General features: G+C 57.3%; 30 protein-coding genes and 1 tRNA gene. 16 read left to right on the top strand and 15 right to left on the bottom strand.

The annotated features are described in order from the left end of the window. Nucleotides 1–84 precede the first annotated feature (84 nt). The 7 genes from rpoD (at nucleotide 85) to ribD (ending at nucleotide 5,807) form a co-directional block, all read left to right on the top strand. A complete protein-coding gene (gene rpoD, locus AC2FFE_RS02105; RefSeq protein WP_496845720.1) occupies nucleotides 85–2,073 on the top strand; it encodes an RNA polymerase sigma factor RpoD in 1,989 nt (662 codons plus the stop codon). 150 nt (nucleotides 2,074–2,223) lie between these two features. Beyond that, nucleotides 2,224–2,661 (top strand): thiol-disulfide oxidoreductase DCC family protein, encoded by a 438-nt coding sequence (locus AC2FFE_RS02100; protein ID WP_496845719.1) that lies wholly within the window; start codon nucleotides 2,224–2,226, stop codon nucleotides 2,659–2,661. 5 nt (nucleotides 2,662–2,666) lie between these two features. Further along, entirely contained in the window at nucleotides 2,667–3,209 is a 543-nt protein-coding gene (locus AC2FFE_RS02095; protein WP_496845718.1) for a DUF4166 domain-containing protein, read from the top strand. 77 nt (nucleotides 3,210–3,286) lie between these two features. Further along, a complete protein-coding gene (locus tag AC2FFE_RS02090; protein ID WP_496818691.1) occupies nucleotides 3,287–3,685 on the top strand; it encodes a hypothetical protein in 399 nt (132 codons plus the stop codon). Nucleotides 3,686–3,705: 20 nt separating this feature from the next. Beyond that, the gene (locus AC2FFE_RS02085) at nucleotides 3,706–4,119 is read left to right on the top strand and encodes a secondary thiamine-phosphate synthase enzyme YjbQ (protein WP_496818690.1); all 414 of its coding nucleotides are present in this window, start codon (nucleotides 3,706–3,708) and stop codon (nucleotides 4,117–4,119) included. A 120-nt stretch (nucleotides 4,120–4,239) separates the two neighbouring features. After that, nucleotides 4,240–4,710: a transcriptional regulator NrdR gene (nrdR, locus tag AC2FFE_RS02080; RefSeq protein ID WP_496818689.1), complete on the top strand. Its 471-nt coding sequence runs from the start codon at nucleotides 4,240–4,242 to the stop codon at nucleotides 4,708–4,710. Then, on the top strand, nucleotides 4,707–5,807 hold the full coding sequence (ribD, locus tag AC2FFE_RS02075) for a bifunctional diaminohydroxyphosphoribosylaminopyrimidine deaminase/5-amino-6-(5-phosphoribosylamino)uracil reductase RibD (protein ID WP_496818688.1): 1,101 nt from the start codon (nucleotides 4,707–4,709) through the stop codon (nucleotides 5,805–5,807). Before nrdR ends, ribD begins: the two co-directional genes overlap by 4 nt. Before the next feature lies 1 nt (nucleotide 5,808). On the opposite strand, the gene AC2FFE_RS02070 is transcribed toward ribD, so the two are convergent. From AC2FFE_RS02070 to AC2FFE_RS02060, 3 genes are all read right to left on the bottom strand, one after another. Next, nucleotides 5,809–7,809 (bottom strand): capsule polysaccharide biogenesis protein, encoded by a 2,001-nt coding sequence (locus tag AC2FFE_RS02070; protein ID WP_496845717.1) that lies wholly within the window; start codon nucleotides 7,807–7,809, stop codon nucleotides 5,809–5,811. A gap of 3 nt (nucleotides 7,810–7,812) precedes the next feature. After that, nucleotides 7,813–8,946 (bottom strand): polysaccharide biosynthesis/export family protein, encoded by a 1,134-nt coding sequence (locus AC2FFE_RS02065; protein WP_496818686.1) that lies wholly within the window; start codon nucleotides 8,944–8,946, stop codon nucleotides 7,813–7,815. An 81-nt stretch (nucleotides 8,947–9,027) separates the two neighbouring features. Beyond that, the gene (locus AC2FFE_RS02060) at nucleotides 9,028–10,326 is read right to left on the bottom strand and encodes a capsule polysaccharide biogenesis protein (RefSeq protein ID WP_496845716.1); all 1,299 of its coding nucleotides are present in this window, start codon (nucleotides 10,324–10,326) and stop codon (nucleotides 9,028–9,030) included. A 162-nt stretch (nucleotides 10,327–10,488) separates the two neighbouring features. On the opposite strand from AC2FFE_RS02060, the gene AC2FFE_RS02055 reads away from it, so the two are divergent. From AC2FFE_RS02055 to AC2FFE_RS02030, 6 genes are all read left to right on the top strand, one after another. Then, a complete protein-coding gene (locus AC2FFE_RS02055) occupies nucleotides 10,489–11,076 on the top strand; it encodes a riboflavin synthase (RefSeq protein ID WP_496845715.1) in 588 nt (195 codons plus the stop codon). 108 nt (nucleotides 11,077–11,184) lie between these two features. Beyond that, nucleotides 11,185–12,306, top strand: a complete 1,122-nt coding sequence (ribB, locus tag AC2FFE_RS02050; RefSeq protein WP_496845714.1) for a 3,4-dihydroxy-2-butanone-4-phosphate synthase — start codon at nucleotides 11,185–11,187, stop codon at nucleotides 12,304–12,306. A 2-nt stretch (nucleotides 12,307–12,308) separates the two neighbouring features. Next, entirely contained in the window at nucleotides 12,309–12,860 is a 552-nt protein-coding gene (locus AC2FFE_RS02045; protein ID WP_496818683.1) for a 6,7-dimethyl-8-ribityllumazine synthase, read from the top strand. Then, nucleotides 12,857–13,339, top strand: a complete 483-nt coding sequence (nusB, locus tag AC2FFE_RS02040) for a transcription antitermination factor NusB (RefSeq protein ID WP_496845713.1) — start codon at nucleotides 12,857–12,859, stop codon at nucleotides 13,337–13,339. Before AC2FFE_RS02045 ends, nusB begins: the two co-directional genes overlap by 4 nt. A 59-nt stretch (nucleotides 13,340–13,398) precedes the next feature. Next, a complete protein-coding gene (locus AC2FFE_RS02035) occupies nucleotides 13,399–13,704 on the top strand; it encodes a hypothetical protein (RefSeq protein WP_496845712.1) in 306 nt (101 codons plus the stop codon). Nucleotides 13,705–14,173: 469 nt separating this feature from the next. After that, complete coding sequence (locus tag AC2FFE_RS02030) at nucleotides 14,174–14,686, top strand: hypothetical protein (protein WP_496845711.1); 513 nt, start codon at nucleotides 14,174–14,176, stop codon at nucleotides 14,684–14,686. A gap of 413 nt (nucleotides 14,687–15,099) precedes the next feature. Here AC2FFE_RS02030 and AC2FFE_RS02025 read toward each other — a convergent pair whose 3' ends face one another. Together AC2FFE_RS02025 and AC2FFE_RS02020 are read right to left on the bottom strand one after the other, a co-directional pair. Next, a complete protein-coding gene (locus AC2FFE_RS02025; RefSeq protein ID WP_480547844.1) occupies nucleotides 15,100–15,525 on the bottom strand; it encodes an SRPBCC family protein in 426 nt (141 codons plus the stop codon). Further along, on the bottom strand, nucleotides 15,522–15,842 hold the full coding sequence (locus AC2FFE_RS02020; protein ID WP_480547845.1) for an ArsR/SmtB family transcription factor: 321 nt from the start codon (nucleotides 15,840–15,842) through the stop codon (nucleotides 15,522–15,524). Before AC2FFE_RS02020 ends, AC2FFE_RS02025 begins: the two co-directional genes overlap by 4 nt. Nucleotides 15,843–15,955: 113 nt before the next feature. Between AC2FFE_RS02020 and AC2FFE_RS02015 the strand changes: the two genes are divergently transcribed. Further along, nucleotides 15,956–16,387 carry an MmcB family DNA repair protein gene (locus AC2FFE_RS02015; protein ID WP_496818676.1) on the top strand — a complete coding sequence of 144 codons (432 nt, stop codon included), beginning with the start codon at nucleotides 15,956–15,958 and terminating at the stop codon, nucleotides 16,385–16,387. 6 nt (nucleotides 16,388–16,393) lie between these two features. Here the strand turns inward: AC2FFE_RS02015 and AC2FFE_RS02010 are convergent, their stop codons facing one another. Beyond that, the gene (locus tag AC2FFE_RS02010; protein WP_496818675.1) at nucleotides 16,394–16,582 is read right to left on the bottom strand and encodes a DUF6324 family protein; all 189 of its coding nucleotides are present in this window, start codon (nucleotides 16,580–16,582) and stop codon (nucleotides 16,394–16,396) included. 77 nt (nucleotides 16,583–16,659) lie between these two features. Here AC2FFE_RS02010 and AC2FFE_RS02005 point away from each other — a divergent pair, with 77 nt between their 5' ends. Both AC2FFE_RS02005 and AC2FFE_RS02000 read left to right on the top strand, forming a co-directional pair. Further along, nucleotides 16,660–17,142, top strand: coding sequence for a GNAT family N-acetyltransferase (locus tag AC2FFE_RS02005; RefSeq protein WP_496845710.1), 483 nt, complete (start codon nucleotides 16,660–16,662; stop codon nucleotides 17,140–17,142). A 47-nt stretch (nucleotides 17,143–17,189) separates the two neighbouring features. Then, nucleotides 17,190–17,266, top strand: a tRNA-His gene (locus tag AC2FFE_RS02000). Nucleotides 17,267–17,336: 70 nt separating this feature from the next. Here the strand turns inward: AC2FFE_RS02000 and AC2FFE_RS01995 are convergent. From AC2FFE_RS01995 to AC2FFE_RS01955, 9 genes are all read right to left on the bottom strand, one after another. Beyond that, entirely contained in the window at nucleotides 17,337–18,143 is an 807-nt protein-coding gene (locus tag AC2FFE_RS01995; protein ID WP_496818673.1) for an ABC transporter permease, read from the bottom strand. Nucleotides 18,144–18,234: 91 nt separating this feature from the next. After that, entirely contained in the window at nucleotides 18,235–19,122 is an 888-nt protein-coding gene (locus AC2FFE_RS01990) for an ABC transporter permease (protein WP_496818672.1), read from the bottom strand. Nucleotides 19,123–19,200: 78 nt separating this feature from the next. Further along, on the bottom strand, nucleotides 19,201–19,950 hold the full coding sequence (locus AC2FFE_RS01985; protein ID WP_496818671.1) for a transporter substrate-binding domain-containing protein: 750 nt from the start codon (nucleotides 19,948–19,950) through the stop codon (nucleotides 19,201–19,203). A 33-nt stretch (nucleotides 19,951–19,983) separates the two neighbouring features. Then, the gene (locus tag AC2FFE_RS01980) at nucleotides 19,984–20,760 is read right to left on the bottom strand and encodes an ABC transporter ATP-binding protein (protein ID WP_496818670.1); all 777 of its coding nucleotides are present in this window, start codon (nucleotides 20,758–20,760) and stop codon (nucleotides 19,984–19,986) included. Nucleotides 20,761–20,900: 140 nt separating this feature from the next. Next, complete coding sequence (locus AC2FFE_RS01975) at nucleotides 20,901–21,629, bottom strand: phosphate/phosphite/phosphonate ABC transporter substrate-binding protein (protein WP_496845888.1); 729 nt, start codon at nucleotides 21,627–21,629, stop codon at nucleotides 20,901–20,903. 5 nt (nucleotides 21,630–21,634) lie between these two features. After that, nucleotides 21,635–22,072 (bottom strand): tellurite resistance TerB family protein, encoded by a 438-nt coding sequence (locus tag AC2FFE_RS01970; RefSeq protein WP_496845709.1) that lies wholly within the window; start codon nucleotides 22,070–22,072, stop codon nucleotides 21,635–21,637. A gap of 20 nt (nucleotides 22,073–22,092) precedes the next feature. Next, on the bottom strand, nucleotides 22,093–22,542 hold the full coding sequence (locus AC2FFE_RS01965) for a tellurite resistance TerB family protein (RefSeq protein ID WP_170532523.1): 450 nt from the start codon (nucleotides 22,540–22,542) through the stop codon (nucleotides 22,093–22,095). A gap of 42 nt (nucleotides 22,543–22,584) precedes the next feature. Then, a complete protein-coding gene (locus AC2FFE_RS01960) occupies nucleotides 22,585–22,878 on the bottom strand; it encodes a DUF1330 domain-containing protein (protein ID WP_496818668.1) in 294 nt (97 codons plus the stop codon). A gap of 75 nt (nucleotides 22,879–22,953) precedes the next feature. Beyond that, nucleotides 22,954–23,727: an isocitrate lyase/PEP mutase family protein gene (locus AC2FFE_RS01955; RefSeq protein WP_496818667.1), complete on the bottom strand. Its 774-nt coding sequence runs from the start codon at nucleotides 23,725–23,727 to the stop codon at nucleotides 22,954–22,956. Nucleotides 23,728–23,739 lie beyond the last annotated feature (12 nt).

The following is a 23,739-nucleotide window of genomic DNA, read 5'->3' as shown; positions in this document are numbered from 1 at the left end:
AAAACAGGTAAACGGGTGGCCGAATCAGTTTCACGCGCTAATGATTCGGTTCCAACGAATCACCCATCCCTGCAGGAGCATTGAATGGCCGCCAAGGATACAAACGAAGATCGCAAATCCGACGAGCAGGAACAGGAAATCTCGCTGGACATGAGCCAGGCCAACGTCAAGAAGATGATCGCCGAGGCCCGCGAGAAAGGTTACATCACTTACGATCAGCTCAATCAGGTTCTGCCGCCTGATCAGGTCAGCTCGGAACAGATCGAAGACGTGATGTCGATGCTGTCCGAAATGGGCATCAACATCATCGAAGATGAAGAGGCCGAGGAAGAAGAAAACAAAGGCTCGACCGAACTGACCACGACAGACAGCAACCGTGAGGTCGCGCTGGCCGGTGCCGCCACCGAAAAACTGGACCGTACCGACGATCCCGTCCGCATGTATCTGCGTGAGATGGGCAGCGTCGAGTTGCTGAGCCGCGAGGGCGAGATTGCCATCGCTAAGCGGATCGAAGCGGGCCGGAACACGATGATCGCAGGGCTTTGCGAAAGCCCGTTGACCTTCCAGGCGATCACCATCTGGCATGACGAATTGCTGTCCGAAGACATTTTGCTGCGAGATGTTATCGATCTGGAAACCACCTTTGGGAACCAGATGGACGAGGACGGCGATGTTGAGGAACCCGTCGTTGATACCGCTGCGGTACAGGCTGCCAAGCCAAAAGAAGATACTGGCCCGGAATTGGATGCGGACGGTAACCCTATCGCCAATGACGATGATGATGACGAAGACGATCAGGCCAACATGTCGCTGGCCGCCATGGAAGCGGCGCTGAAAGATCAGGTTCTGACCACGCTTGAGCGCATCTCGACCGACTTTGCGATGTTGTCGGAAATGCAGGACAGCCGGATTTCGGCCACCCTGAACGAAGATGGCACGTTCAGCGCCAAGGACGAAGAGACTTATCAGAAGTTGCGGTCCGAAATTGTTGAGCTCGTGAATGGTCTTCACCTGCACAACAACCGGATCGAGGCGCTTATTGACCAGCTTTACGGTATCAACCGCCGCGTCATGTCGCTGGACAGCTCGATGGTGAAACTGGCGGATCAGGCGCGGATCAACCGTCGTGAATTCATCGACGCCTATCGTGGTCGCGAATTGGATCCGAACTGGATGGCGGATATGGCCGAAAAGCCAGGCCGGGGCTGGCAGATGTTCATAGAACGCTCGACCGACAAGGTAGAAGAACTGCGCAACGATATGGCTCAGGTCGGTCAGTATGTCGGTCTTGATATCTCAGAATTCCGCCGCATCGTACAGCAGGTTCAGAAAGGCGAGAAAGAAGCTCGGCAGGCCAAGAAGGAAATGGTCGAGGCCAACCTGCGTCTGGTGATTTCGATTGCCAAAAAATACACGAACCGTGGCCTGCAATTCCTTGATCTTATTCAGGAAGGGAACATCGGCCTGATGAAGGCGGTGGACAAGTTCGAATACCGCCGCGGCTATAAATTCTCGACCTATGCGACCTGGTGGATTCGCCAGGCCATCACCCGCTCGATTGCGGATCAGGCGCGGACTATCCGTATTCCGGTTCACATGATCGAAACGATCAACAAGCTGGTTCGGACTGGCCGTCAGATGCTGCATGAAATCGGCCGCGAGCCGACGCCGGAAGAACTGGCCGAAAAGCTGCAGATGCCGCTTGAGAAAGTGCGCAAGGTGATGAAAATCGCCAAAGAGCCGATCAGCCTTGAGACGCCGATTGGTGACGAGGAAGATAGTCAGCTGGGCGATTTCATTGAGGACAAGAATGCCGTGCTGCCGCTCGACAGCGCCATTCAGGAGAACCTCAAGGAAACGACGACCCGGGTTCTGGCCTCGCTCACCCCGCGTGAGGAACGGGTTCTGCGGATGCGTTTTGGCATTGGCATGAACACCGACCATACGCTGGAAGAGGTCGGCCAGCAGTTCAGCGTGACCCGCGAACGTATTCGTCAGATCGAGGCGAAGGCGCTGCGGAAACTGAAACATCCCAGCCGGTCGCGAAAACTGCGATCTTTCCTGGATCAGTAAAGTCAAAGGCGCCGAGCACACGGCGCCTTTTTTCTTTGTCCGTCAGATGCGTCCGGGCGGAATCTTCCGTTGTTCTTTCATGTCGCATTGCCCACCGCCAGGATGCATGACACCGTTGCCTTGCCGGGTTCGACCGAAAGAAACCACCCTATGCAAGGTTCTGAAATTTCAAAAGAATGGGATGTTGGAAACCTGATCGTGTTCGATGGGGAATGTGTTCTGTGTTCGGGCTTCTTTCGGTTCATGCTACGGCATGACCGGGCGCAAGTGTTTCAGTTTGCAACAGCGCAATCACCCTTGGGCCAAAAGCTATACCGACAGCTAAATCTGCCCACAGAAGACTTCGAAACCAACTTGGTGATCGTGAACCAAAAGGTACATCAGCGTCTGGATGCCTTTGCGGCTGCGATGGCGCAGCTGCCGGGCCCTTGGCGCGCCCTGTCGCTGTGCCGTTATTTGCCGCGCTTTGTAAAGGACCCACTTTATCACGCCATCGCGCGCAATCGCTATGCCATCTTTGGGCGGACCGACAGCTGCATGGTCCCGGATGCGGATGTCCAGTCGCGTTTTACAGCGTGCGGATTCTGAGGCGAATGGACCCGTTTCTGCAAGCGCTGCCGCCGCAATCGGATCTGCCGCAGGCGGTACGGCAGCTGCACAGTGCCGAAGGCGTTTACGAAGGGCGTTGTGATATCCAGCGGGGGCGTGGACGTTTGGCGAGCATTGTGCTGAACCTTGCTGGGTTTCCCCGGAATGGACGTGACGTGCCGGTTCGGGTGACGGTGATGCGCGACGGTCAACATTGGCTTTGGACCCGCGATTTTGCGGGCCATATCACGCGTTCTCGCTTGTGTTATGACCCCAATACGAGGTGCGTGCGAGAAAGGTTCGGCCATGTATCCATCTGGCTTAAGACCTTGATTGTAAAGGACAAGTTGCAGGTCGACATCCAGCGTTTGACTCTATTGGGGCTGCCGGTACCGACCATTCTTCTTCCGCGTTCTTCGACGTTCGAGATGCAGGACGATCAGGGAAGGTACGTCTTTGATGTGTCCGCTCGGGTTCCGTTTCTTGGGCGGCTGATCCGCTATCACGGCTGGCTGACGCCTGTTCACGCCGCCGATGAAATCGACTAAATTGATCGTGAACCCAGCAGCTATTGGACCACCGGGGCCTATCTTAGGCCTATAGGCAATAACGAAAAGACAAAACGATGAAACAGACGATCTTATGTGCACTGTCGGTGGCCGCAACCCTTGGCTTGGCGGCACAAACAAATGCGGCGCCGAACGGGTATCGAACCGAGCCGATCAATAGCACCGATTTTGAGGTCATACCGCGCGCTCAGCAGTTCACAGATGGCTATTGGTGCGCGGCGGCAGATTTTGCGCGCCGAAAGCTGGGCTTGGGCTGGCAAGACCGCATCTATGTCCTGCGCGGCTATGGACCTAGCGTCACCACCGGACGCAGAACAGCGGTACAGTTTACAATCAAAGAGCCATCAGAGACTCCAGTACAACCCAGTTTTGTCTTATCAAGCTTTGCCGCAGGCTCCAGCATATCAGTCCAAGGGGCAAATGCGAAATGCGATACCCGCCCGTTCTTTAGATAATAAGGTCTGAGCCAGAATAGATGCGCACTGAATTCGCGATCCAAACTCAGGGCGCGGGCCTGTATGAGTTCACCAATGATGTGCATCGCTGGCTTGGCCCATCTTTGAAGGATGGCGTTCTGACACTGTTCGTGCGCCATACTTCATGTTCGCTGCTGATACAGGAAAACGCCGACCCCGAGGTTCAGACTGATCTGAAGGCTTTTTTCGAAAGACTGGTGCCGCCATCGGATCATCCCGCGATGTCCTATCTGCGCCATACCTATGAAGGGCCGGATGATATGCCCGCGCATATCAAATCCGCGCTTATGCCCGTTTCGCTGTCGATCCCGGTCTCGGCGGGTCGCATGTGTCTTGGGACATGGCAGGGGATTTACCTGTTCGAACACCGCTCTGCACCGCATCGTCGTTTGATTGCGGCGCATCTTGGATAACCCTTTATCTAGGGGTTGAAAATTCCGACTACCCAAATCCTAGCGGCTGCCCTATAGTTGTGGATAAGTAAGCCAAAGTGCTTACAAAAAGAGGCCGAACTTGGGACGAGGAGACGGCGGATGCGCTGCCCGTTTTGCGGAAATATCGACACTCAGGTGAAAGATTCACGCCCGGCAGAGGATCACGTTGCGATCCGCCGACGCCGGTTTTGCCCGGCCTGCGGGGGCCGGTTCACCACATATGAACGCGTGCAACTGCGCGATCTTGTGGTGATCAAGACCAATGGAAAGCGCGAAGATTTCGACCGCGACAAGCTGGAGCGTTCGATCCGTATCTCGATGCAGAAACGGCCGGTCGATCCTGAACGGATCGATCAGATGATCTCGGGCATCGTGCGTCGGCTGGAAAGCATGGGCGACACGGATATCCCATCCAGCAAAATCGGCGAAATCGTCATGGAAGCTCTGGCGCGGATCGACACCGTTGCCTATGTTCGCTTTGCAAGCGTGTACAAGAATTTCCAGGCGGCCGATGATTTCGAGGAGTTTGTCCACGAGTTGCGACCGCCGCAACCTCTGACGGACGAGTGAGCGAAACAGATAGGCGATTTATGGCGCTGGCCCTGTCATTGGGGCAGCGTGGTCAAGGGTCGTGTTGGCCCAACCCGGCCGTCGGGTGTGTTATCGTGCGCGAAGGGCGCATTGTCGGGCGGGGCTGTACCCAGCCGGGTGGACGGCCTCACGCAGAACCTGTTGCGTTGGCGCAGGCTGGATCGGCGGCCAAGGGTGCCACGGCCTATGTGACGCTGGAACCTTGTGCGCATCACGGCCAGACCCCCCCCTGCGCAACCGCTTTGATCGAGGCCGGGGTGTCGCGCGTCGTGGCCGCGCTTGAAGACAGCGATCCGCGTGTGTCAGGGCAGGGTTTCGCGATGCTACGAGAGGCCGGGATTGAGGTCGAGACCGGTGTGCTGGCGGATCAGGCGGCGCAGGATTTGGCGGGGTTCTTCCTAAAAACAGAACAAAGCCGCCCCTTTGTCACCCTGAAACTGGCCAGCAGCTTTGATGGGCGGATCGCGACGCAAAGCGGCCATAGCCAGTGGATCACGGGCTCAACCGCCCGCCGCGCTGTGCACGCAATGCGCGCGCGCCATGATGCGGTGATGGTTGGGGCAGGGACGGCGCGTGCAGATGACCCCTCGCTGACCGTGCGGGATTTGGGCGTCTTACATCAGCCTGCACGGATTGTCGTATCGCGGCATTTGGATTTGCCTCTGATGAGCCAACTGGCACGCACGGCCAAGGATGTTCCCGTCTGGATATGCCATGGTCCAAGCCCCGATCCCGATCGCGCTCGCACGTGGGAAGGGCTCGGCGCCCGGCTGATCCCTTGCGCGCTGCGGGATCACCATATCGACGCCACAGATCTGTTACAGCAATTGGGTCAGGCTGGTTTGACACGGGTGTTCTGCGAGGGCGGTGCGGCCCTTGCCGCATCACTGCTTGAGGCGGATATGGTGGATGAACTGGTCGGTTTCACCGCTGGTTTGACCATTGGCGCCGAAGGGCTTGCTGCGGTCGGTCGATTGGGTCTTGAGACACTTGAGGCCGCGCCGAGGTTTGAGCTGATCGAAACACGCGCGATTGGTGCGGATATCCTGCACCGCTGGCGACGATCCACACAGTGACTTAGCGCCACAAGCGCGCATGCGTGGCAAGAGCCCCCTGCAGCTTTGACAGCAGGCGGTTCAGCAGGCCTGTTTTCGCTGGTACTCCGTTAGCCAGACGCTCAACCGCGACTTCGACGGGGCAGGGTTGACCCGTCAGCGGATCCATATAGCGCGGATAATCGATAAGTGTTGCGTGGACCAACCCCATCAACGATGGCCGTGCACCGCGACGCGCGGGAACTGTGCCCAGATCATGGGTCAGACCCCATCCGGCATAAAACGGAGCCCCCAAGGTCGTGACCTTGACCCCACGCAAGAGGGCCTCGAATCCAATCAGCGAGGTCATGGTCCAGACCTCTTGCACATGCGCCAGCACCGAGGCCGGATCGCAATCGTCCAGAACCAGATCGGCCAGACCTTCAGCCTCGACCTTCCCCTCTCGCAGCCCCGCCTGAACATCCGGGTGGGGTTTATAGACTAAAACGGCGTTCGGGTTCGCTTCCCTTGCGGCACGCAGCAGTTCGAGATTGGTGCGAATGTTGCTGGTGCCCAATAGGACTGAGGCGTCATCCTCCACCTGTCCCGGCACCAGAATGCAATGCCCCTCGGGCAAGGTCGGAGCAGGGTGTCCAATGTTGTACTTGCTGAGTCCACCCGACAAAAGGCGCGCCACCAAATGCTCCGCTCGCAGTTCCTGGTCTGGGCGCAAGGTCTCGCGTTGGGCAATCAGTTCTTCCAAGCGGCTTGGGCGCGTGGGGTCGTAGTAAATCCCCAGATCATCGGTCACCAGCGACAGGGGCGGGATTAACTCTGCACCCAACCCGCGTGAACGCAGAAAGCCGTCTTCGACACGAATGACCCCCTCGGCATCTCGCGACTGACTGGCCCACACCATATGCGGCCGATCGCGGGTGGTGGGCACAGTGCTTTTGAATTGAACCTTGCGATGTCTGCCAAACATTTGCTGCAGATGTTTTCGCTTCCAGAGCCGCATGCCTGAGGCTGTCCAACCTTGCCGATCCTGACGCCAAGCGCGCGTCGTGGCCTCCAGCGTGTCCAGAACAGTTTCCAACTCGCACAACCTGTCCCGATAAGGATCGTACCATGTGGGATACAGCAGCATGGCCGCTGCAAACAACTGCGCGCGCGTCAGGTTCCGGGTTCGGCGCGGGATCGGCACCTCATCTAGCGTCAAACCCCAACCGGCGTAAAAGGGCTGCCCGAAAACCCTGGGTTTGTGATCGGCCAGTATTGCCTCGAACCCCAGCTGCGAGGACAGCGTGTAAACACCAACCGCGCCATCCAACAGGGACCACGGGCTGAGCGCATCATGCAAAAACGAGACACGATCAGAGAGGTCCTGATCGCTGAAGTATCCCGGGCGATGGCCCGCTTGGGTTTCAGGATGGGCCTTGATCAGGACACGCGCGCCCGGGTTTTCCTCCTGCGCGATCACCAGCATTTCGCGGAACCGGGCATAGTCGCCTCCGCTCGCTGTCACGGCGGCGTCGCCTTGCGTTTGATCAATGACCAGAACATATCCGGGATCAGGCGGCGCGATGTCAGTGTCAAAAGCCGAGTATTTGCTGAGATGAAGGTCCTTTATCCGCGCAATAGCACCGCGCGCGCGGTTCAGCAGCGCGGTATCGTCCAGAGGATGTGTCGCCAGTAGCGTTTCAAGGTCTGACGGAGCGGACGGGTTGAAATGCAGCCCGGTTTGATCCAGTAGCAACCCCAAAGGTGGCTCGCCCGCGCGCCCGGGATTTAGAGAGCGTAGAAAGGCGTCTTCAACCCTCAGGACCGGGGAGCCGCATTTTTCGGCCATGCTCAGGCCGCGATGGGCGGTTGGGCTGTTGCCCCAGACCCCAACGGTATCGGCCTGTTTGGGTAGGCCAAGGCGAATGTCATAGCCGGTCAACGACAGGATGCGCCGTATGCGACGGTTGGTCAGAAACCCCCCATTATAAACAAACAGCCGGGTGCGATTTGCCCCGGCTGCGGTGTCCGTTTCTGGATACACGGGTTAGTTTCCGGTCAGTGTGGCGACGTTTGCGACCGGTGTCAGACCACCCGCGATCAGCGAGATCGACTTGCTCCACTGTGCATAGGGGGCTTCGGTCACATAGATCGTATCATCATCGCGGATGACAAAGTCGCGGGCGATGAACAGACCGTTGGGCGCGGTCAGATTCAGCAGGTAGATCATGCGCTGATCCCCTTGCAATTCCGCGCGACCTGTTACGCTGCGGGCGATGTCCTGACCTTCTTTCCGAAGGATGAAAATCCCCGTCGGATCTGAGGAGAGGCCCTGCAAACCACCCACCTGCGCCAGCGCTTCCAGCGCCGATAGATCTTGACTGTCAAACGCAATCCGCGACTGCCCACCCGTCGCACCCAGCGCGATGTAAGAGCGGCTGTCAGCCTCAACCAGGATGCGGTCACCACCGCGAAGCGCGACATCCAGATTGGGATTTTTAAACAGGTCTTCGTACCAAACAGTGCCTTTCTGGTCGCCTCGGATCAGCGTCACCAGTGCGATGTCCGATCCAACGGCTACTCCCCCTGCCTGGGACAACATACCCAGCAACGTGCGTGTCGGGCGTTCGATCGGGTAAATACCGGGCGCGCCGATTGTTCCGGTCAGAGACACGGTCGAACCGTCACCGGCAACGCGGCGCACTTCGACCTGTGGATCAGGGGTCTGTTCTTTCAGCTCGTTTGTGATCAGCACGCGCAATTGTTCAGGCGTATTGCCCGCCGCGCGCAGACGGCCCGCATAGGGGACGAATATGAACCCGTCACTGTCGACCTGCACCTCTTCCAGGGCGGTGGCGGCACCGGTTTCTCCTGACAGCAAGCCATCATCCACGTTTTCCCATACCGTCAAGCCCAGAACATCGCCCGGGCGCACGGTATCTGCTGCCACGTTCGATGCGCTGCGGAAGGATGAAGAAAACCCAAATTGCGGGATGCTGGAGGTGGCCTTGGTGACGCGGTCATCCACTTCGACCACAAAGGCGTTGCCGCCGTTTTCGACTGAGCCCGCCAAAATCTCTGATTTATTTGGGCCGGATTTGGGAAGCTGGCATGCGGCGACAAGGCCGCAAAGAACCAAAAGGGTAACCCCCCGTAGTGCTCGGGTAGAAAAGCGTTGCACTGCCTCTGATCCTCAAACTTCTTTTTGTTGGGGGCAAACTACCCGGATTGGGCAGCAACATCCAGCAGAGGATGCCTTATTTCACTCGACAAGTCGCAACTGTGGCGTGCGTGCCTCGTTGTTCCTCAGAACCGCCTGGTAGGGATCATGCGCGCGCAGGACCATATCCGCGGCACGGCGGAGCAATTGTCGGCGCCCCCGCCGCGAATAAAAGCCACCGGGAACCTGACTGGTTTCCAAAAGGAACTGACGGTAGATGCGATAGGCTTTTGCATCCGGCATTTCGGGGTCTGCAAAGAAGTCTTCAATCGGTTGTTGCGATACAAATTCAGGCTTGTCGTAAACCGATCTGCCGAAAATCCGCAGCGGAATGCCGCGCCACAGTACCTGCTGACCTGCAGTTGAATTGATGGTGACGGCCGAGTTTGCTTCATCCAGCAACTTGGCCAGCTTGCCTCCAGGCACGTAGTGAACGCGCCCCTCGATCCCGTGCTTGCGGGACAGATCGCGGACCCGACGGCGCAGCGGTTCACGATGGTTTTCCAGCGGGTGTTCCTTGATCACCAAACGGTGATGGCCCGGTGCGCCCTTGGCGAATCCTTCGATCATTTGTTCCAGAAACGCGCTCATGCTTGCGTAGTCGGAATGCGACTGGACCGAGCTGTCGTGCCCCAGTTGAAGCAGCACAAGATGGTAGGGGAACGCACCCCGGCGTACCCGCAAAGTGGACCAGCCGCGCTGGAGGCGGTGAAACGGCATCAGGGCCAAGCGCTTGAAATACAGTTTGAATTCCTTGGCGACCGAAAGGTCGCGATGCGGGCGGAAGTTGCGGTAGCGGCGGTTCATGAACAGAACGAACCAATGGTATAGCGCGCCATAGAAGATGTGCTGGCGCATATCTCCCCAATGCGAAGGTGGCGGCGGTGATGCCGTATCGGATTGCTCCAGCGCCTGATGCATATCCGCGACGTCCAGCGACATCAGTCTGGAGTTCCCGTTGGACCCCCAACGCTCATAAGTTACCCACCAGGGCCGCAGATACCCTTCCTCAAAGACATGGATCGTTATGCCACGGGATCGCGCGATTTCAACAGCACGGGCATGAACCGGGCGTGTATCGCCGTACAGAACGATATCGGTTACGTCCTTGCGGATGATCAGATCGATCAGGGTCTCGGGCCAAAGCTCTGGCTTGTAGCGGAACGGAATATAGGTAGATGTGTCAGACCAGAACGCCCGATCCCCGGCATTGAACCCGACCCGCCAGACCTGCGCGCCGGCATCTTGCAGCATGCGCCCAAGCGCGCTGAAGAACGGGCCATGTGGCCCCTGTAGAAGCAGAAAAACGCGGTCGCTTGATGAAGTGGCGGAGTGGGTCATCCCTGACATATTATCCAATCTTTTGGGCGAAACTATGCCTGATTGTCTCAGTTTTTTACTCATTTGTGCCTTAATTGAGCGGTCGGTCCTTGCCCGCGCTTGGTGAAGGTCGTACCTCAGCGACTAAAGTCAGGATCAGGTTAGGGATCGAGGGTTAACAGAATGTTTACAGGGATCGTCACGGATATCGGCACCGTTACCGAGTTAGAGCAGCAAGGCGATCTGCGGGCGCGCATTCAGACAGCCTATGAGACCGATGGCATTGATATCGGTGCTTCGATTGCCAGCGACGGTGTCTGCCTGACAGTGATTGCACTGGGCGATGACTGGTATGATGTGCAAGTCAGCGCCGAGACGGTGTCGAAAACAAATCTGGACAGCTGGACGCCTGGCAAACGTGTCAACCTGGAACGCGCTCTGAAGGTTGGCGACGAACTGGGTGGCCATATTGTTTCGGGCCATGTGGATGGTGTCGCCGAGGTTGTTGCGGTTAAGGATGAGGGCGACAGCACGCGGGTCACATTGCGCGCGCCAGAGGATTTGGCTCGTTTCATCGCCCCCAAAGGGTCGGTTGCGCTGAACGGAACATCCCTGACCGTGAACGATGTTGAGGGGTGCGATTTCGGCATCAACTTTATTCCTCATACCAAAGAAGTGACCACCTGGGGCGATGTCACCGTTGGGGATCAGGTCAACCTTGAGATCGACACGCTGGCCCGCTATGTCGCGCGCCTGGCCGAGATGTCCTGAGGCAAATATTCGTCGCGTCCTGACCCGTGCACGCCGTTTGCGCTCTGGCCTTTGGGCGCGGTGTGGTCTATCCCGCGTTGCAGAAATGCTCTTGTGAAAGGCTGCCCCATGAGCTTTGAAACCCCCGGTCCGGTCGAGGCCCAGCTGCGCGATGCGATCAGCCCGATTGAGGAGATCATCGAAGAGGCGCGCAAAGGCCGGATGTATATACTTGTCGATCACGAGGATCGCGAAAACGAAGGCGATTTGGTGATTGCCGCTGAATTCGCGGATGCCGAGGCGATCAATTTCATGGCCACCCATGGGCGCGGGCTGATCTGTCTGCCGATGACGGCGGAAAGGATCGACAATCTGGGCCTGCCGATGATGGCGGTGAACAATTCATCGCGTCACGAAACTGCGTTCACCGTCTCGATTGAAGCGCGCGAGGGAGTTTCGACGGGTATCTCTGCCGCCGACAGGGCGCTGACCGTGGCCACCGCGATCAACGAACAGAATACGATGGCCCATATTGCCACCCCGGGCCACATCTTCCCGCTGCGGGCCAAGCGGGGCGGGGTGCTGGTGCGCGCAGGCCATACTGAGGCTGCTGTCGATATCTCGCGCCTGGCGGGGCTGAACCCGTCGGGCGTGATCTGTGAGATCATGAAGGCTGACGGCACCATGGCGCGCCTGCCGGATCTGGTCGAATTCGCGCAAGAACATGATATGAAGATCGGCACCATCAGTGATCTGATCGCGTACCGGTCGCGCAATGATAATCTGGTGGTCGAAACCTCACGCGAGACAGTGACGTCGGAATATGGTGGCGAATGGGAAATGCGCCTTTTCACCGATCAGCTTCATGGCATCGAGCATGTCGTCATGATCAAAGGTGACATCACCACGCTAGAGCCTGTCCTGACCCGTACTCACGCCCTGCATGAAGCACCGGATATTCTGGGCCTCGGCCCCAAATCTTCGCGCGAATTGCCGCGTGCGATGGAGAAGATCGCGGAAGAGGGTCGGGGGGTCGTCTGCCTGTTCCGCCAGCCGCGCAATTCGCTCTACGCGGTTGAGGATGAAGGTCCACGGACAATCAAGCAAACGGGTCTCGGGTCTCAGATCCTGTCCAAGCTGGGCGTTCAGGAACTGGTTCTGCTGACAGATTCACCTGAAACCGTATATCTGGGGCTCGACGCGTTTGGCCTGTCCATCGTCGGCACCCGCTCGATCCTGAAGGAAGACTGATCATGGCTGCTCAAGACGAACATGGCATCCTGCCGACACCCAAATTTGACAAGCCGGTCAAACTTCTGATCGTGGCAGCCCCTTTCTACCGTGCGATTGCCGACAACCTGATCGCAGGCGCCATGGCCGAAATCGAAGCGGCTGGCGGGACCTGCGAGGTTGTCGAGGTTCCTGGTGCGCTGGAAATTCCTACCGCTATCGCCATGGCTGATCGCCACTGCAATTTCGATGGTTATGTTGCGCTGGGCTGTGTCATTCGAGGCGAGACCACGCATTACGAAACCGTTTGCAACGACTCTAGCCGTGCCATTCAGTTGATGGGCCTGCAAGGCCTGTGCATCGGCAACGGTATCCTGACGGTCGAGAATGACGAACAGGCCGAGGTGCGCGCCAATCCAGAAAAGATGAATAAAGGCGGTGGCGCGGCTGCTGCGGCCTTGCATCTGATCGCGCTCAGCCGTAAGTGGGGCTCTTCCAAAAAGGGCGTCGGATTCAAGCCGCCGTCCGAGTCCATCCTTGTGGCGGGCGACAGCAACGGACCCACGACAGCATGAACCAGACAAACGCGCCGAAACCGGCCAACCAGAAACGCCTGATGAAATCCGCGGCCCGGCTTTATGCCGTGCAGGCGCTGTTCCAGATGGAGCAATCGGGCCAGACCACTGAGGCGGTCGTGACCGAGTTTCTGGATCACCGGTTTGGCGCTGTCTATGAAGGGGATGAGATGCTGGATGGCGATATCAGCGTCTTCCGGTCGCTGGTCGACAATGCGGTGAACTATCAGGCCCAGATTGACCAGATGACCGACCGTGCGCTGGTCGCCAAATGGCCGATTGCGCGCATCGACCCGACCTTACGGGCCCTGTTCCGCGCCGCCGGGGCCGAGCTGACCCAAAGCGACACACCCCCCAAAGTGGTCATCACCGAATTCGTCGACGTTGCGCGCGCCTTTTTCCCAGACGGCAAAGAGCCCAAATTCGTCAACGCCGTATTGGATCACATGGCGCGCGAGGCCCAGCCCGAGGCGTTCTGACGCCTTTACGGCAGGCTGACAGGCGCTAGACTCATGTCCACAGCGCAAGGAGGTCTGCCATGCCCAAACTGATCCGTCTATATATCACGCAGGTTGTCTGGGGATTTGTCATCTCGGCGGTGTTTGTCGGGGTGTTGCTTGCATTCAATGTGGCCAATCTGCGGAGCCTGATGATTGGCTCAGATGTCGGCTTGATCGCCTTGCTGATGATCTGGTTTATGAACGGGATCGTCTTCGCGGGCGTCCAGTTTGGCTACAAGATCATGAGCATGGCCGAGAAGCCAAAAGGCCCACGCGGGGGCACGCCGGTTGTTCATGATTTGAAGCCGGTCGCGATCAAGCAAGAGGCGAGTGTTTCACGTTGAATCGGGTGTTAGGCCAGATCACCCGGAGTCCCTCGTGATCTTTCTGATCGAGAGGTGAACGGTGGCACTGGAATTGTCCGTTGTGAGCCCAAGATCACCAATGCTGCAAGTTGCATCAAGGTCCGCTGTCTGCGAGACTCGTGGGCATAGTGCAGGATGTAGTGCTCAGACAATCTGGCTGAACAGATTTTGTCGCATTCAAGCCATCGTATCGTGGAGAGTATCGTTGGGCGTCAAACAAAAAAAGTACAATGAGAGACTGAAGCTATCTGCTTCTTCGTTGAACACAATAGCTCTAACAGTGTTCGGACTAGGTATGGCTAGACCTGTGGTCAATTCATTTATTGACCCAGAAGGAACTTTTGATCCGTACACTTACATTGATGTGAAATTTCTGGCCATCGGCATCTTCGCCCTGGTATTGCACTTTGTGTCTCGCGCTCTTTTTTATCTACTTTTGGAGGAGTAGATGGCAGATGTTGACTGGTTCCTTATAATTGGTGGTCTCGGCGCCGCAGTTGCGATCTGCGCTCTGGTTTTGCTTGACTATCTGGCAACGCACTCGAAGACGCTGCCTGTACTAAGGTCCATATTCTCAAGGGCTCAGCCCGCCATGCAGGCGGCGGATTTTGCTGTTTTTGGCAACCCTAATCCTAGTGAGCTAAAGGAAGCCAAAGCTGTGCAACAGCTGTTGTCGGCTCTGGAAAAGACAGAAGGTGACGCAGTTGTTGATGCGGGTCCGTTTATTTTCATCAAGACTAAAAACCCTGCTGGCGACCCACAAGTATTTACCAAGCGGCTCACCATTTTCGAGAGAGCGCAGCTAAATGAAAACCCCTTGCTACTAAATGACCCCAAAAAATTGAGGCAGTTGCTTGGAGATGTTGGCCTTTCCAGACCTGATTTGGTCGAGGAAGTCAAATCCGCGCGAACAATACTGTCTTCTTTATCAGCGGGTTCAAAAGAGGGCACTAACAATTGACTTAATCGACAGTCACGGGATTCGGCTGACGAAACGGACATCCGACGTTCGTCGGTCCAAGTCCGATTTGTCCCGCAAAGCGGTTGTTGAGGTAGGAAGTACCAGGCTATCAGAGTAGACTCGTTGAACCTGTTGCTAATTCAGCCTGAAATTTGAGCCCTAAGAGGCGAACGTGAGTGGCGTTCTTAGCCAGTTCTGGAATGCGGCGGGACCACCAGTCAACCGTGCGGTTTGATTCCCGAGGACCTGTATGTACAGGTGGGCGCCAGGTAATCAGGCCAGGACCTGAACAGAGCCAGCCCCCTCGGAATTGCTTAAGGCCACCAGAATGCTACCAGTCACAAGAAGGGCAGAACCCGCCAAGCGCTTAGTTAGGGCGTCGGGCGGGTTCGTACAAGGGGTTTGTGCACAGATCAGGCGTCGACCGGCTCGTGCAGGGCAGCGCGCATCTTGCCGAAATGCTCGTCCCAGCCATTGTCCAGCGCCAGGATCAGGCCAAAGGCCTCGGCGGTTTGGGGCAGGCCTTCATGTAGCAGGCTCAAGCGTGTGCCACCCGCTACGGGTGTCAGGGTCCATTTGACTACGCTGACAGCGTCGCCCATCGGTTTGACGGTGAACGTGTATTCCAGATATTCTGGCGCGCGCGCTTCCCGGACTTCACCCCAGATCAGCAGATCGCCGCTGGTGGTTCCGAACATCTCAAGCTTCTGGCCTTTGGCCAGTTTTCGTTCGGGTTTGTGAAACCACTCGGCAAGCCGTTCGGGCTCGGTCAGGTAGGCCCAGACCGTGTCCGGCTCGGCCCGCAGGAAAATGGATTTTTGCAACACAGCATTGCTCATTTGTTTTTCCTTTCAATTGCTTCTTTAAGAGAGCTAAGGCGATCATCCCAGAACTGGTCAAAATAGCTGAACCAGTCCAGAACAGGCGCCATGCCCTGTGGTTCTATTCGGTTGATGCGTTCCCGGCCGCGAGCTTCCACCGTGATCAACCCGCCATCGGACAGGACTGTCAGGTGCTTCTTCACGGCGGCGCGGGTCATGTCGAACCGGTCGGTCAACTGGCCGATCGTCATGTCCTCGGACGCCAGCAGTTTGACGATGTCTCGACGGGTTGGATCGGCCAGCGCACGAAACGCGTTTTGAGTTAGGTTCTCCATCGGTGCCTCATAAGTAGTACCTTTCGGTGTCATATTAATTAAATACCAAAAGGTATCATGTCAAGCTTGGATCTGTGCTTTACATTTGTTCACTGATTGTTCACATTTTTTTCATGACTTTGGATTTGCAACCTGGACAGAAACTCGCACGCGGCGTCGCGCGCCACCTTGCGGCGCATGGGTTTGTTTCTGTTGAGGAATTCGTGCCAGCCCGTGGTCTTAGGGTCGATGTTATGGGGCTGGGTCCCAAAGGTGAACTTTGGGTGATCGAGTGCAAGTCCAGCCGCGCGGACTATCAGTCAGACGCAAAGTGGCAGGGGTATCTGGAGTGGTGTGATCGATTCTTTTGGGCCGTTGATACAGATTTTCCGACGGAACTATTGCCGGACGAAACTGGCCTGATCATTGCTGATGCCTATGACGCCGAAATCATTCGAATGGCGCCAGAAGACAAACTGGCCCCGGCGCGGCGTAAGAAGATGATCCAGAAATTTGCAACCGATGCGGCACGGCGTCTGCACATGCTGCGTGATCCGCGACTTTAGAAAGGTTCAGCCACCAACGGCGCGGGCGGCTTGCGCTGCGGCGCGGAGCTCCTCGGCGATTTCCTCAGCCTCTTCCGGGTCGAAATCCATGGGGACTTCAAGGCCATCGGCCTCGATGAACAGACGCACCATACCCTGATCGGTTGGACCGATCTGCAGGTTGGCCTGAATCTCGCGTTCGGTGTTGATACCCATACTCGCCTCCGGGACTGAGCATTTGTGCTAGCGCGCAAAGGGTTGAGAATCAAGCCGCCTTTGCGGTCAGATATGGAATGGAAGAAGTAGTTCTCAGATCGTTTCGGGCCGATGATGCGCCCTGGCTGGTCGAACGGCACGGCACGCTTTATGCGCGCGACGAAGGCTTCGACGACAGTTTTGCACCGCTGGTTGCAAGCATCCTTCGGGATTTCATTTCCAATCATGATCCATCCTGCGAAACTGGCTGGATCGCCGAACGCGCAGGTGAAAGGCTGGGCAGTATCTTCTGTGTCAGGCTGGACGCACAGACTGCGAAACTGCGGCTGTTCCTGCTGGTGCCAGAGGCGCGCGGGCTGGGTTTGGGCAAGCGGCTTCTGGAGACCTGTATGGGCTTTGCCAAGCGGGCCGGATACCAGCAAATGCAGCTATGGACCCATGAAAGCCACCGGGCTGCCTGTGCGCTGTATCAGGCCAATGGATGGCAGCTGACGGGCAGTAAACCGGTGCATTCTTTTGGGGTCGATCTTGTCGAACAAAGCTGGAAAATTCAGCTTTAATCCTCTTGCAATCCCCGGACGCGTTCGGTACATCGCCCTTCACGAGTGCCGCCTTAGCTCAGTTGGTTAGAGCGCTGGATTGTGGATCCAGAGGTCCCCTGTTCAAGCCAGGGAGGCGGTACCATCTTCCCCACATAGCAAGCAAATTGCTGCGTGATCAAACCTGTTTGATCTACAGAGTCCAGCGCGTTTGGTCAGCGCGCCAGATTTAATCTGAATTTCATCTTGCTCTGTCTTGCGACGGGCAGATGGCGGTTCAGGCGCTTGTTCACCTGTCCAAAGCCCCACACGATGACTAGTGTCAACAGGATGAAATAAAAGGCCAAAATCGGGTAGGGTACAAACGGGTTGAAGGTTTTGTCTGCGAAGTAGCTGGCATAGTACAAGGCGTCTCCACGCTGCTGCCAAGCCGGGAAGGCCGAGAAAAAGACCAGTGTTGTTGACTGGAACACAAAGATCGCTTCGTTTGTGTAGGCAGGCCATGCTAGCCGCAACATGGTCGGCCAGACGATGCGGCGGAACCGGGCCCAGCCGGACATGCCATAGGCATCGGCAGCCTCAAGATCGCCCTTTGGGATCGAGCGCAGCGCGCCATAGAAGATCTCACCCGAATAGGCGGAGGTGTTCAGGAACAGTACGATCAACGCCCCCAGCCAGGCCGAGGTGAACGCGTCGAACATCGGATAGGGTTTCTTCAGCGACAGGAAGAAGAAATAGGCGAAGAAGAACTGGATAAAGAGCGGTGAGCCCCGGAACAGAAAGATGAACCACTCGGACGGTTTGCGCAGCCACTTGTTGGGCGATGCTTTTCCGACCGCCAGCGCGGTCGCCAGAAAGAACCCCGTGACCATTGCCATGATGCCGAAATAGATATTCCAGATCATGCCTGAACCAATCAGGGTGAAGTGCTCACACAGGGTGAAATCGGTCTTGGGCAGCAGGCGTTCGCCATATCCAAGGGAACGCAGGCCATAGTCCTGAATGGTCTGGATGCAGCTCATGCTCGGGCTCCTTCAAAAGGAGACGGCGCGTGAGAAAACGATTGTAGCGCAATGGCGTGCGGCACCCGGTTGGTGTCTTGATACGCGAGTGTCATGCCGTGGTTTCCTTGCGCAGAAGCTCTCCGCCCGAGGTGGCCTGACCGTGGGACAGGCGGCGCATCAGTCTTTCGAGCCCGATTTCGGACACGCGGGTCATGCTAAGATAAAAGACCAGCAGGGCGAGGAAGTACCACATACGCCAGTCGCCATGGGGATAGTCGGTGAAGCGCGATGTTTTGGTGCCGCCCAGTTCGCGGGCCCAATAGACGATGTCTTCGACACCCAGTAAGAACAGAAGCGGCGTGGCCTTGATCAGAACCATCCACAGGTTTGACAGGCCGGGCAGCGCGTATACCCACATTTGCGGAACAAGGATGCGCCAAAAGGTCTGGCTGCGGGTCATGCCATAAGCCTCGGCCGTTTCAAGCTGCGCATGCGGCACAGCGCGCATTCCGCCGAACAGGACATTGGCAGCGAAAGCGCCGAACACGATGGAGAATGTGATTACCGCAAGGAAGAAGCCGTAAGTCTCATGCACCCATTCTGGCGAGGTCCCAAGCGGCAACTTGGCGGCCTGACACACCAGAAAGTCGTTGCCTTGACGGATCGGATCTGTCCAGTCGGGGCAGAGGATCTTGTGGCGGATCCATTCGAACCCCTGATCCAGCGCGATGACGAAGAACAGGAAAAAGGCAATGTCAGGCACACCGCGCACAATCGCGATATAGGCCTTGCCCAGCCAACTGAGAGGCGGAAAGTGAGACCGTGCGGCCATCGCGCCTGCAAAGCCAAATCCGAGCGCGACGGGTGCGGTCACAGCCAGCAAGGCCAGAACTTTGATGAATGAGACGTAGAACGACCAGTGGACGCCATTGGTCAGATAGCACGAGAACCAGCGGAACGTGCCCAGCGTGTCAGGATCAGCGCAGTAGGAGAACATAAGGCGTCTTTCGAACGTCTGGTCCGGCAAGGCCGGAATGGGCCCGGCGCAAGGACGCCGGGCCGTAACAGGTCAGTATCAGTTGGTGACGACCGAACCGTCAGCTCCGTATGTGGCGGTGCCTTCACCGAACCACTTGATTAGCATCTCGTTAAGTGTGCCGTCAGCTTTCATCGACGTGATGGCTTCGTCGAACTTGCCGCGCAGTTCACCGTCGCTTTCACGCAGGCCCATGCCGACGCCACCGCCCAGTGGAACCGGATCGCCGACAAAGACCAGCTCACCGCTCGATTCTTCGACCAGCGGCACCAGATAGTCGCGGTCGGCCAGAACGGCATCGGCTTCGCCGTTGCGGACGGCTGCGATGGTTTCTTCCGGGGTCGCGAATTCAACCAGAGTCGCGCCGGTTTCGGCGACGTGGCCCGCCTGAATGGTGGCGGTTTGCGCAGCAACAACACCGCCGGTCACATCGGCTGCGTCAGAGGTCGCGACATAGGCCGACGCGGTTGGCGGGTAATAGTCCTGTGTAAAGTCGATGACCTCATCGCGTTCGTCGGTGATCGACATACCCGCGATGATGGTGTCGTAGTTACCCGAAACCAGGTTTGGAATGATCGAATCCCAGTCATTCTTGACCCATTCGCAATCCAAACCGGCGCGCTTGCACAGCTCGTCGCCTACATCACGCTCGAACCCGTCGATCTCGCCGGCATCGTTGATGAAATTATACGGAGGGTAGGCGCCCTCGGTACCCATGCGCACAGTGTCGGCCATGGCGATACCGGCGGTCAGCGCCAGTGCTGCGGTGGACAGAATCAGGTTTTTCATTGGTTACTCCCCAGTTTGGTTCTGTTTTCGAAATTATGCCGCTTTGGTAGCAGACAGAAAACCCTGAAGTCGTTTGGATTCAGGGGCGGTAAAGATATCCTCGGGCGTGCCTTCTTCTTCGATCAGCCCTTGATGCAGGAATACCACGTGGCTTGAGATATCGGCAGCCATCTGCATGTCATGGGTTACGATGATCATGGTCCGGCCTTCGGCGGCCAGGTCTTTGATCACTTTGATCACTTCCTGTTCCAGTTCGGGGTCCAGGGCTGAAGTTGGCTCGTCAAACAGCAATGCCTCGGGTTCCATGCACAATCCGCGCGCGATTGCGGCACGCTGCTGCTGACCACCGGATAACTGTGCCGGGTAGACGTCGCATTTGTCACCGATGCCAACCTTATCAAGGTACCTTCGCGCACTGTCTTCGACTTCGGCCTTGTCACGGCCCAAAACGGTGACCGGGGCCTCCATGACATTTTGCAGGATGGTCATATGTGCCCAAAGATTGAACTGCTGGAACACCATGGACAGGTTGGTCCGAATACGCAGAACCTGCTTTGGGTCTGCGGGGTGGCGGGCATGGCCTTTGCCAGCCCATTGCACGGGTTCGCCTTTGAACAATATTTCGCCCTGCTGGCTGTCTTCCAATAGGTTGCAGCAACGCAACAGGGTTGATTTTCCCGATCCGGATGATCCGATGAGCGAGACTACATCCCCGCGCCTTGCGGTGATGTCGACACCCTTGAGCACCTCGAGATTGCCGAAGCTTTTATGAAGGTTCTTGATCTCGATGACGGCTGATGGGTCTGACACGAAGGATCCCGTTGTTGCTGGTATTGATGCGCTAATAGGACGGAAAATCCGGCACAATGCAATGCGCAAATCACAGAATCAGGGATCGAATCTGCCGAATTGACCAGAGGTTATTGTCAAAATGAGTAGAGACTGTGCAATCAGGCTGCAGGTGGAGGGGGTGTGGGAACGGCCAGATATTCTTCGGCGGGAATATTGATCAACCCACGGATGTGAAGGAGGCGCTGGTCTTCTTCTGAGAGAGCGATGATGGCTGCGCGAACGGCATCTGCAATCTGATCCGGGTCCTGGGTAAGCGATGTTATGTAGGGCAGCGCGGGGGTTGGTGATGTGTGGACAACGTCGCGCAGATACCGGCCCAGATCCGTATGCTTCTTCAACAGCGCCCATGTCAGTGCATCCAAGGCGGCAAAATCAGCGTCGTGGTCGGCAACGGCTTGGGCGGCCAGGGCGTGCCCGCCGGTTTGGATGAGCTCGGCGGGTTTCAAACCCAAATCATCCAGATGGGTGATCGGCGCAGCCCAACCGGATTGCGACAGCGCCTCGTTATAGGCGAAACGTCCCATCACTAGGTCGGCAAGGTCGCGCGGATCGTCGCATCGCGCCACAAAGACCGAGCAATAGTGACCAGCCGGACAGCCCGGCAATCCATAGTCCGGCGTTCCGACCAGTTGAACGTGGCCATGAAGGCGGGTGCGGTAGGGCATGCCGCAGGTCTGGGCGAATACCAGACCAGGGTCCTGCCAGATCTCCCAAACATCTCGATGCCGATCCAGTTGCGCCCAGCCAAATCCAAGATGGGTGCGGATCAGTGACCAGAATCGATCATTGGCGGCCTGCAGGGCAGGCATGTCATACATGCCCAGCATCGCTGTCACGATTGTGCAGCCTTTTGCCGGGCCAGCGCCGAATCCACATCGCTAACGCCCAGCAAGCTAACCACAAGGCGCAGCAGGGAATCTTCTTCGCCTGTGCGCTGCCCATCAGCCAAGGCGACTGACCACATGGCCTGCACGACGGCCAGCCGATCCTCGTAGGCAACGGCCTCCTTAATGGCACGGGTAAAGCGAACGGTATCGGGGGCTTCAGCCTCAAGATCTTCGGCACGTGCGCGCAGTCCGGCCGCTTCGAACGGGGACAGACCATAGCGTTGGGTCGAGATCCTATCGATCCGTGCCATCTCGGAATCGGCATAATCATTGTCGGACCGGGCGATGCGCACCAGCAAAGCCGTTAGCGCAAGACGGGCATCATGATCGGGAAGCGGGTCGGGAGCGGGCTGTGTCAGCCGGGACAGAAAATCACTAAACATGACATAGATATAGACGCGGGTTAGCTGGCTTCCAAGCGGCTTTGCACCCGTTCGCGTGCTGCCTTGCTGTCGTTGAAGCTAAGGCCCATCGCTGCGCGCGCTTCTTCTACGATCTTAATCTCACCCTCATCCGAATCTCCATCGGCCAGCACGACCTCCCACAACGCATCAAGCGCCGCGAGGCGTTCCTGCAGATCGGTAGTTTCGCGGATCAGTTTGCCAAACGTATCCGTTTCTGGCGCGGCGGCATGGAGTTTTTCGCAGGTGGCACGCACTTTGGCGGCCTCAATAGCATTATGTTCGTACAGGCGTGCCAGAATCCGGTCGATCAGGCTGATTTCTTCCAGCTTATAGTCCCGGTCCGCCTGAGCCACGCGCACCATCAAAGCGCCCAACGCCAATTCAGCATCAGGATCGGGCAAATGCTCGGTTTGGGGCGGTCGGAACGCCTGAAAGAACTTCTTCAACATAAGCGCAGATTATCCCATATTTTGTGGCACGCCAAGCGATGACTACCCGTCATAGCCCTGAATGATCACAAGATCGCCGTTCGACACCGGGTCACGCAGGCTTTTGGCGTATTGATACCCTTCGCTTTCATAACAGGCGAGCGCGTCTTCATAGCTGGGAAATTCGATTACTACAGTGCGGGCACGTGCGCCGCCTTCCTTGAGCTCGCGCGTGCCGCCGCGCACCAGAAATCGGGCGCCATAGGCGGCGAATGCCTCACCATTTGCTGCGATATAGTCTTTGTATCTCTCCATGTCGTCCACATCGACATGGGCCACCCAATAGCCTTTGCTCATCAAAGCCTCCTGCCCAGTTTCCCGGGAAAGGTGCTTAGAATTGACGAAAATAGCAATCCCGATCCGTAAGAGGGATCAGCCGTAGTTGATTGCCGCGCGCGCCTGTTCTGTCAGCCACGCAATCATCTGCCGGTAGGGCACAGGGCCATAGCTGACCCGCGCGACCCCAAGTTCTGCAAGGCGTGGGGTGTCCGGCGTGCCGGGCAGGGCGATGATGTTGACGGGCAGGTCGGTTGCTTCGCAAAGCTGTCTAATCATCGCCTCATCCTTCAGGCCGGGGGCAAAGAAACCGCTGGCCCCAGCGGATTGATACGCGGCGGCACGTGCGATTGCATCGTCCAGCATGGCTGCGTCATGGGTTTCAGCCGGGGCTTTCAGGAATATATCGGTGCGGGCGTTGATATAGGCCGGTATACCAGCCCCGTCGCAGGCTTTGCGTACAGCTTCGACCCGAGCGGTTTGGACTGCGATGGGGTAAAGACCATCTCCGCCAATGATTTGATCCTCGAAGTTGAACCCGACCACGCCGCAGTCCAGCGCGCGGGCAACGTTGTCTGAAATTGCTTCCGCATCAACGGCATAGCCGGATTCGAAATCCAGCGTCACGGGCAGGTCAACCGCATTGACAATGCGTCTGACATTATCCAAGGCAGCTTCCATAGGGAAATCCTGCCCATCGGAATAGCCTCGCGCCATGGCGACAGGTGCGCTACCTGTTGCGATCGCTTGCGCACCGGCGTCACGCACCGCACCGGCGCTGCCGGCATCCCAGATGTTGAACAGGATGACGGGATCACCCTTTTTGTGCAGGCTGGAAAAAGTTTCGGCGCGTTGGGATTGGGTGGTCATGGGGGTTCTCCT

It is taken from the genome of Ruegeria sp. YTSA168 (genome assembly GCF_059610045.1).
Note: the sequence above shows the minus strand (reverse complement) of the source record. Positions and strands in the feature narration are given on the sequence as shown.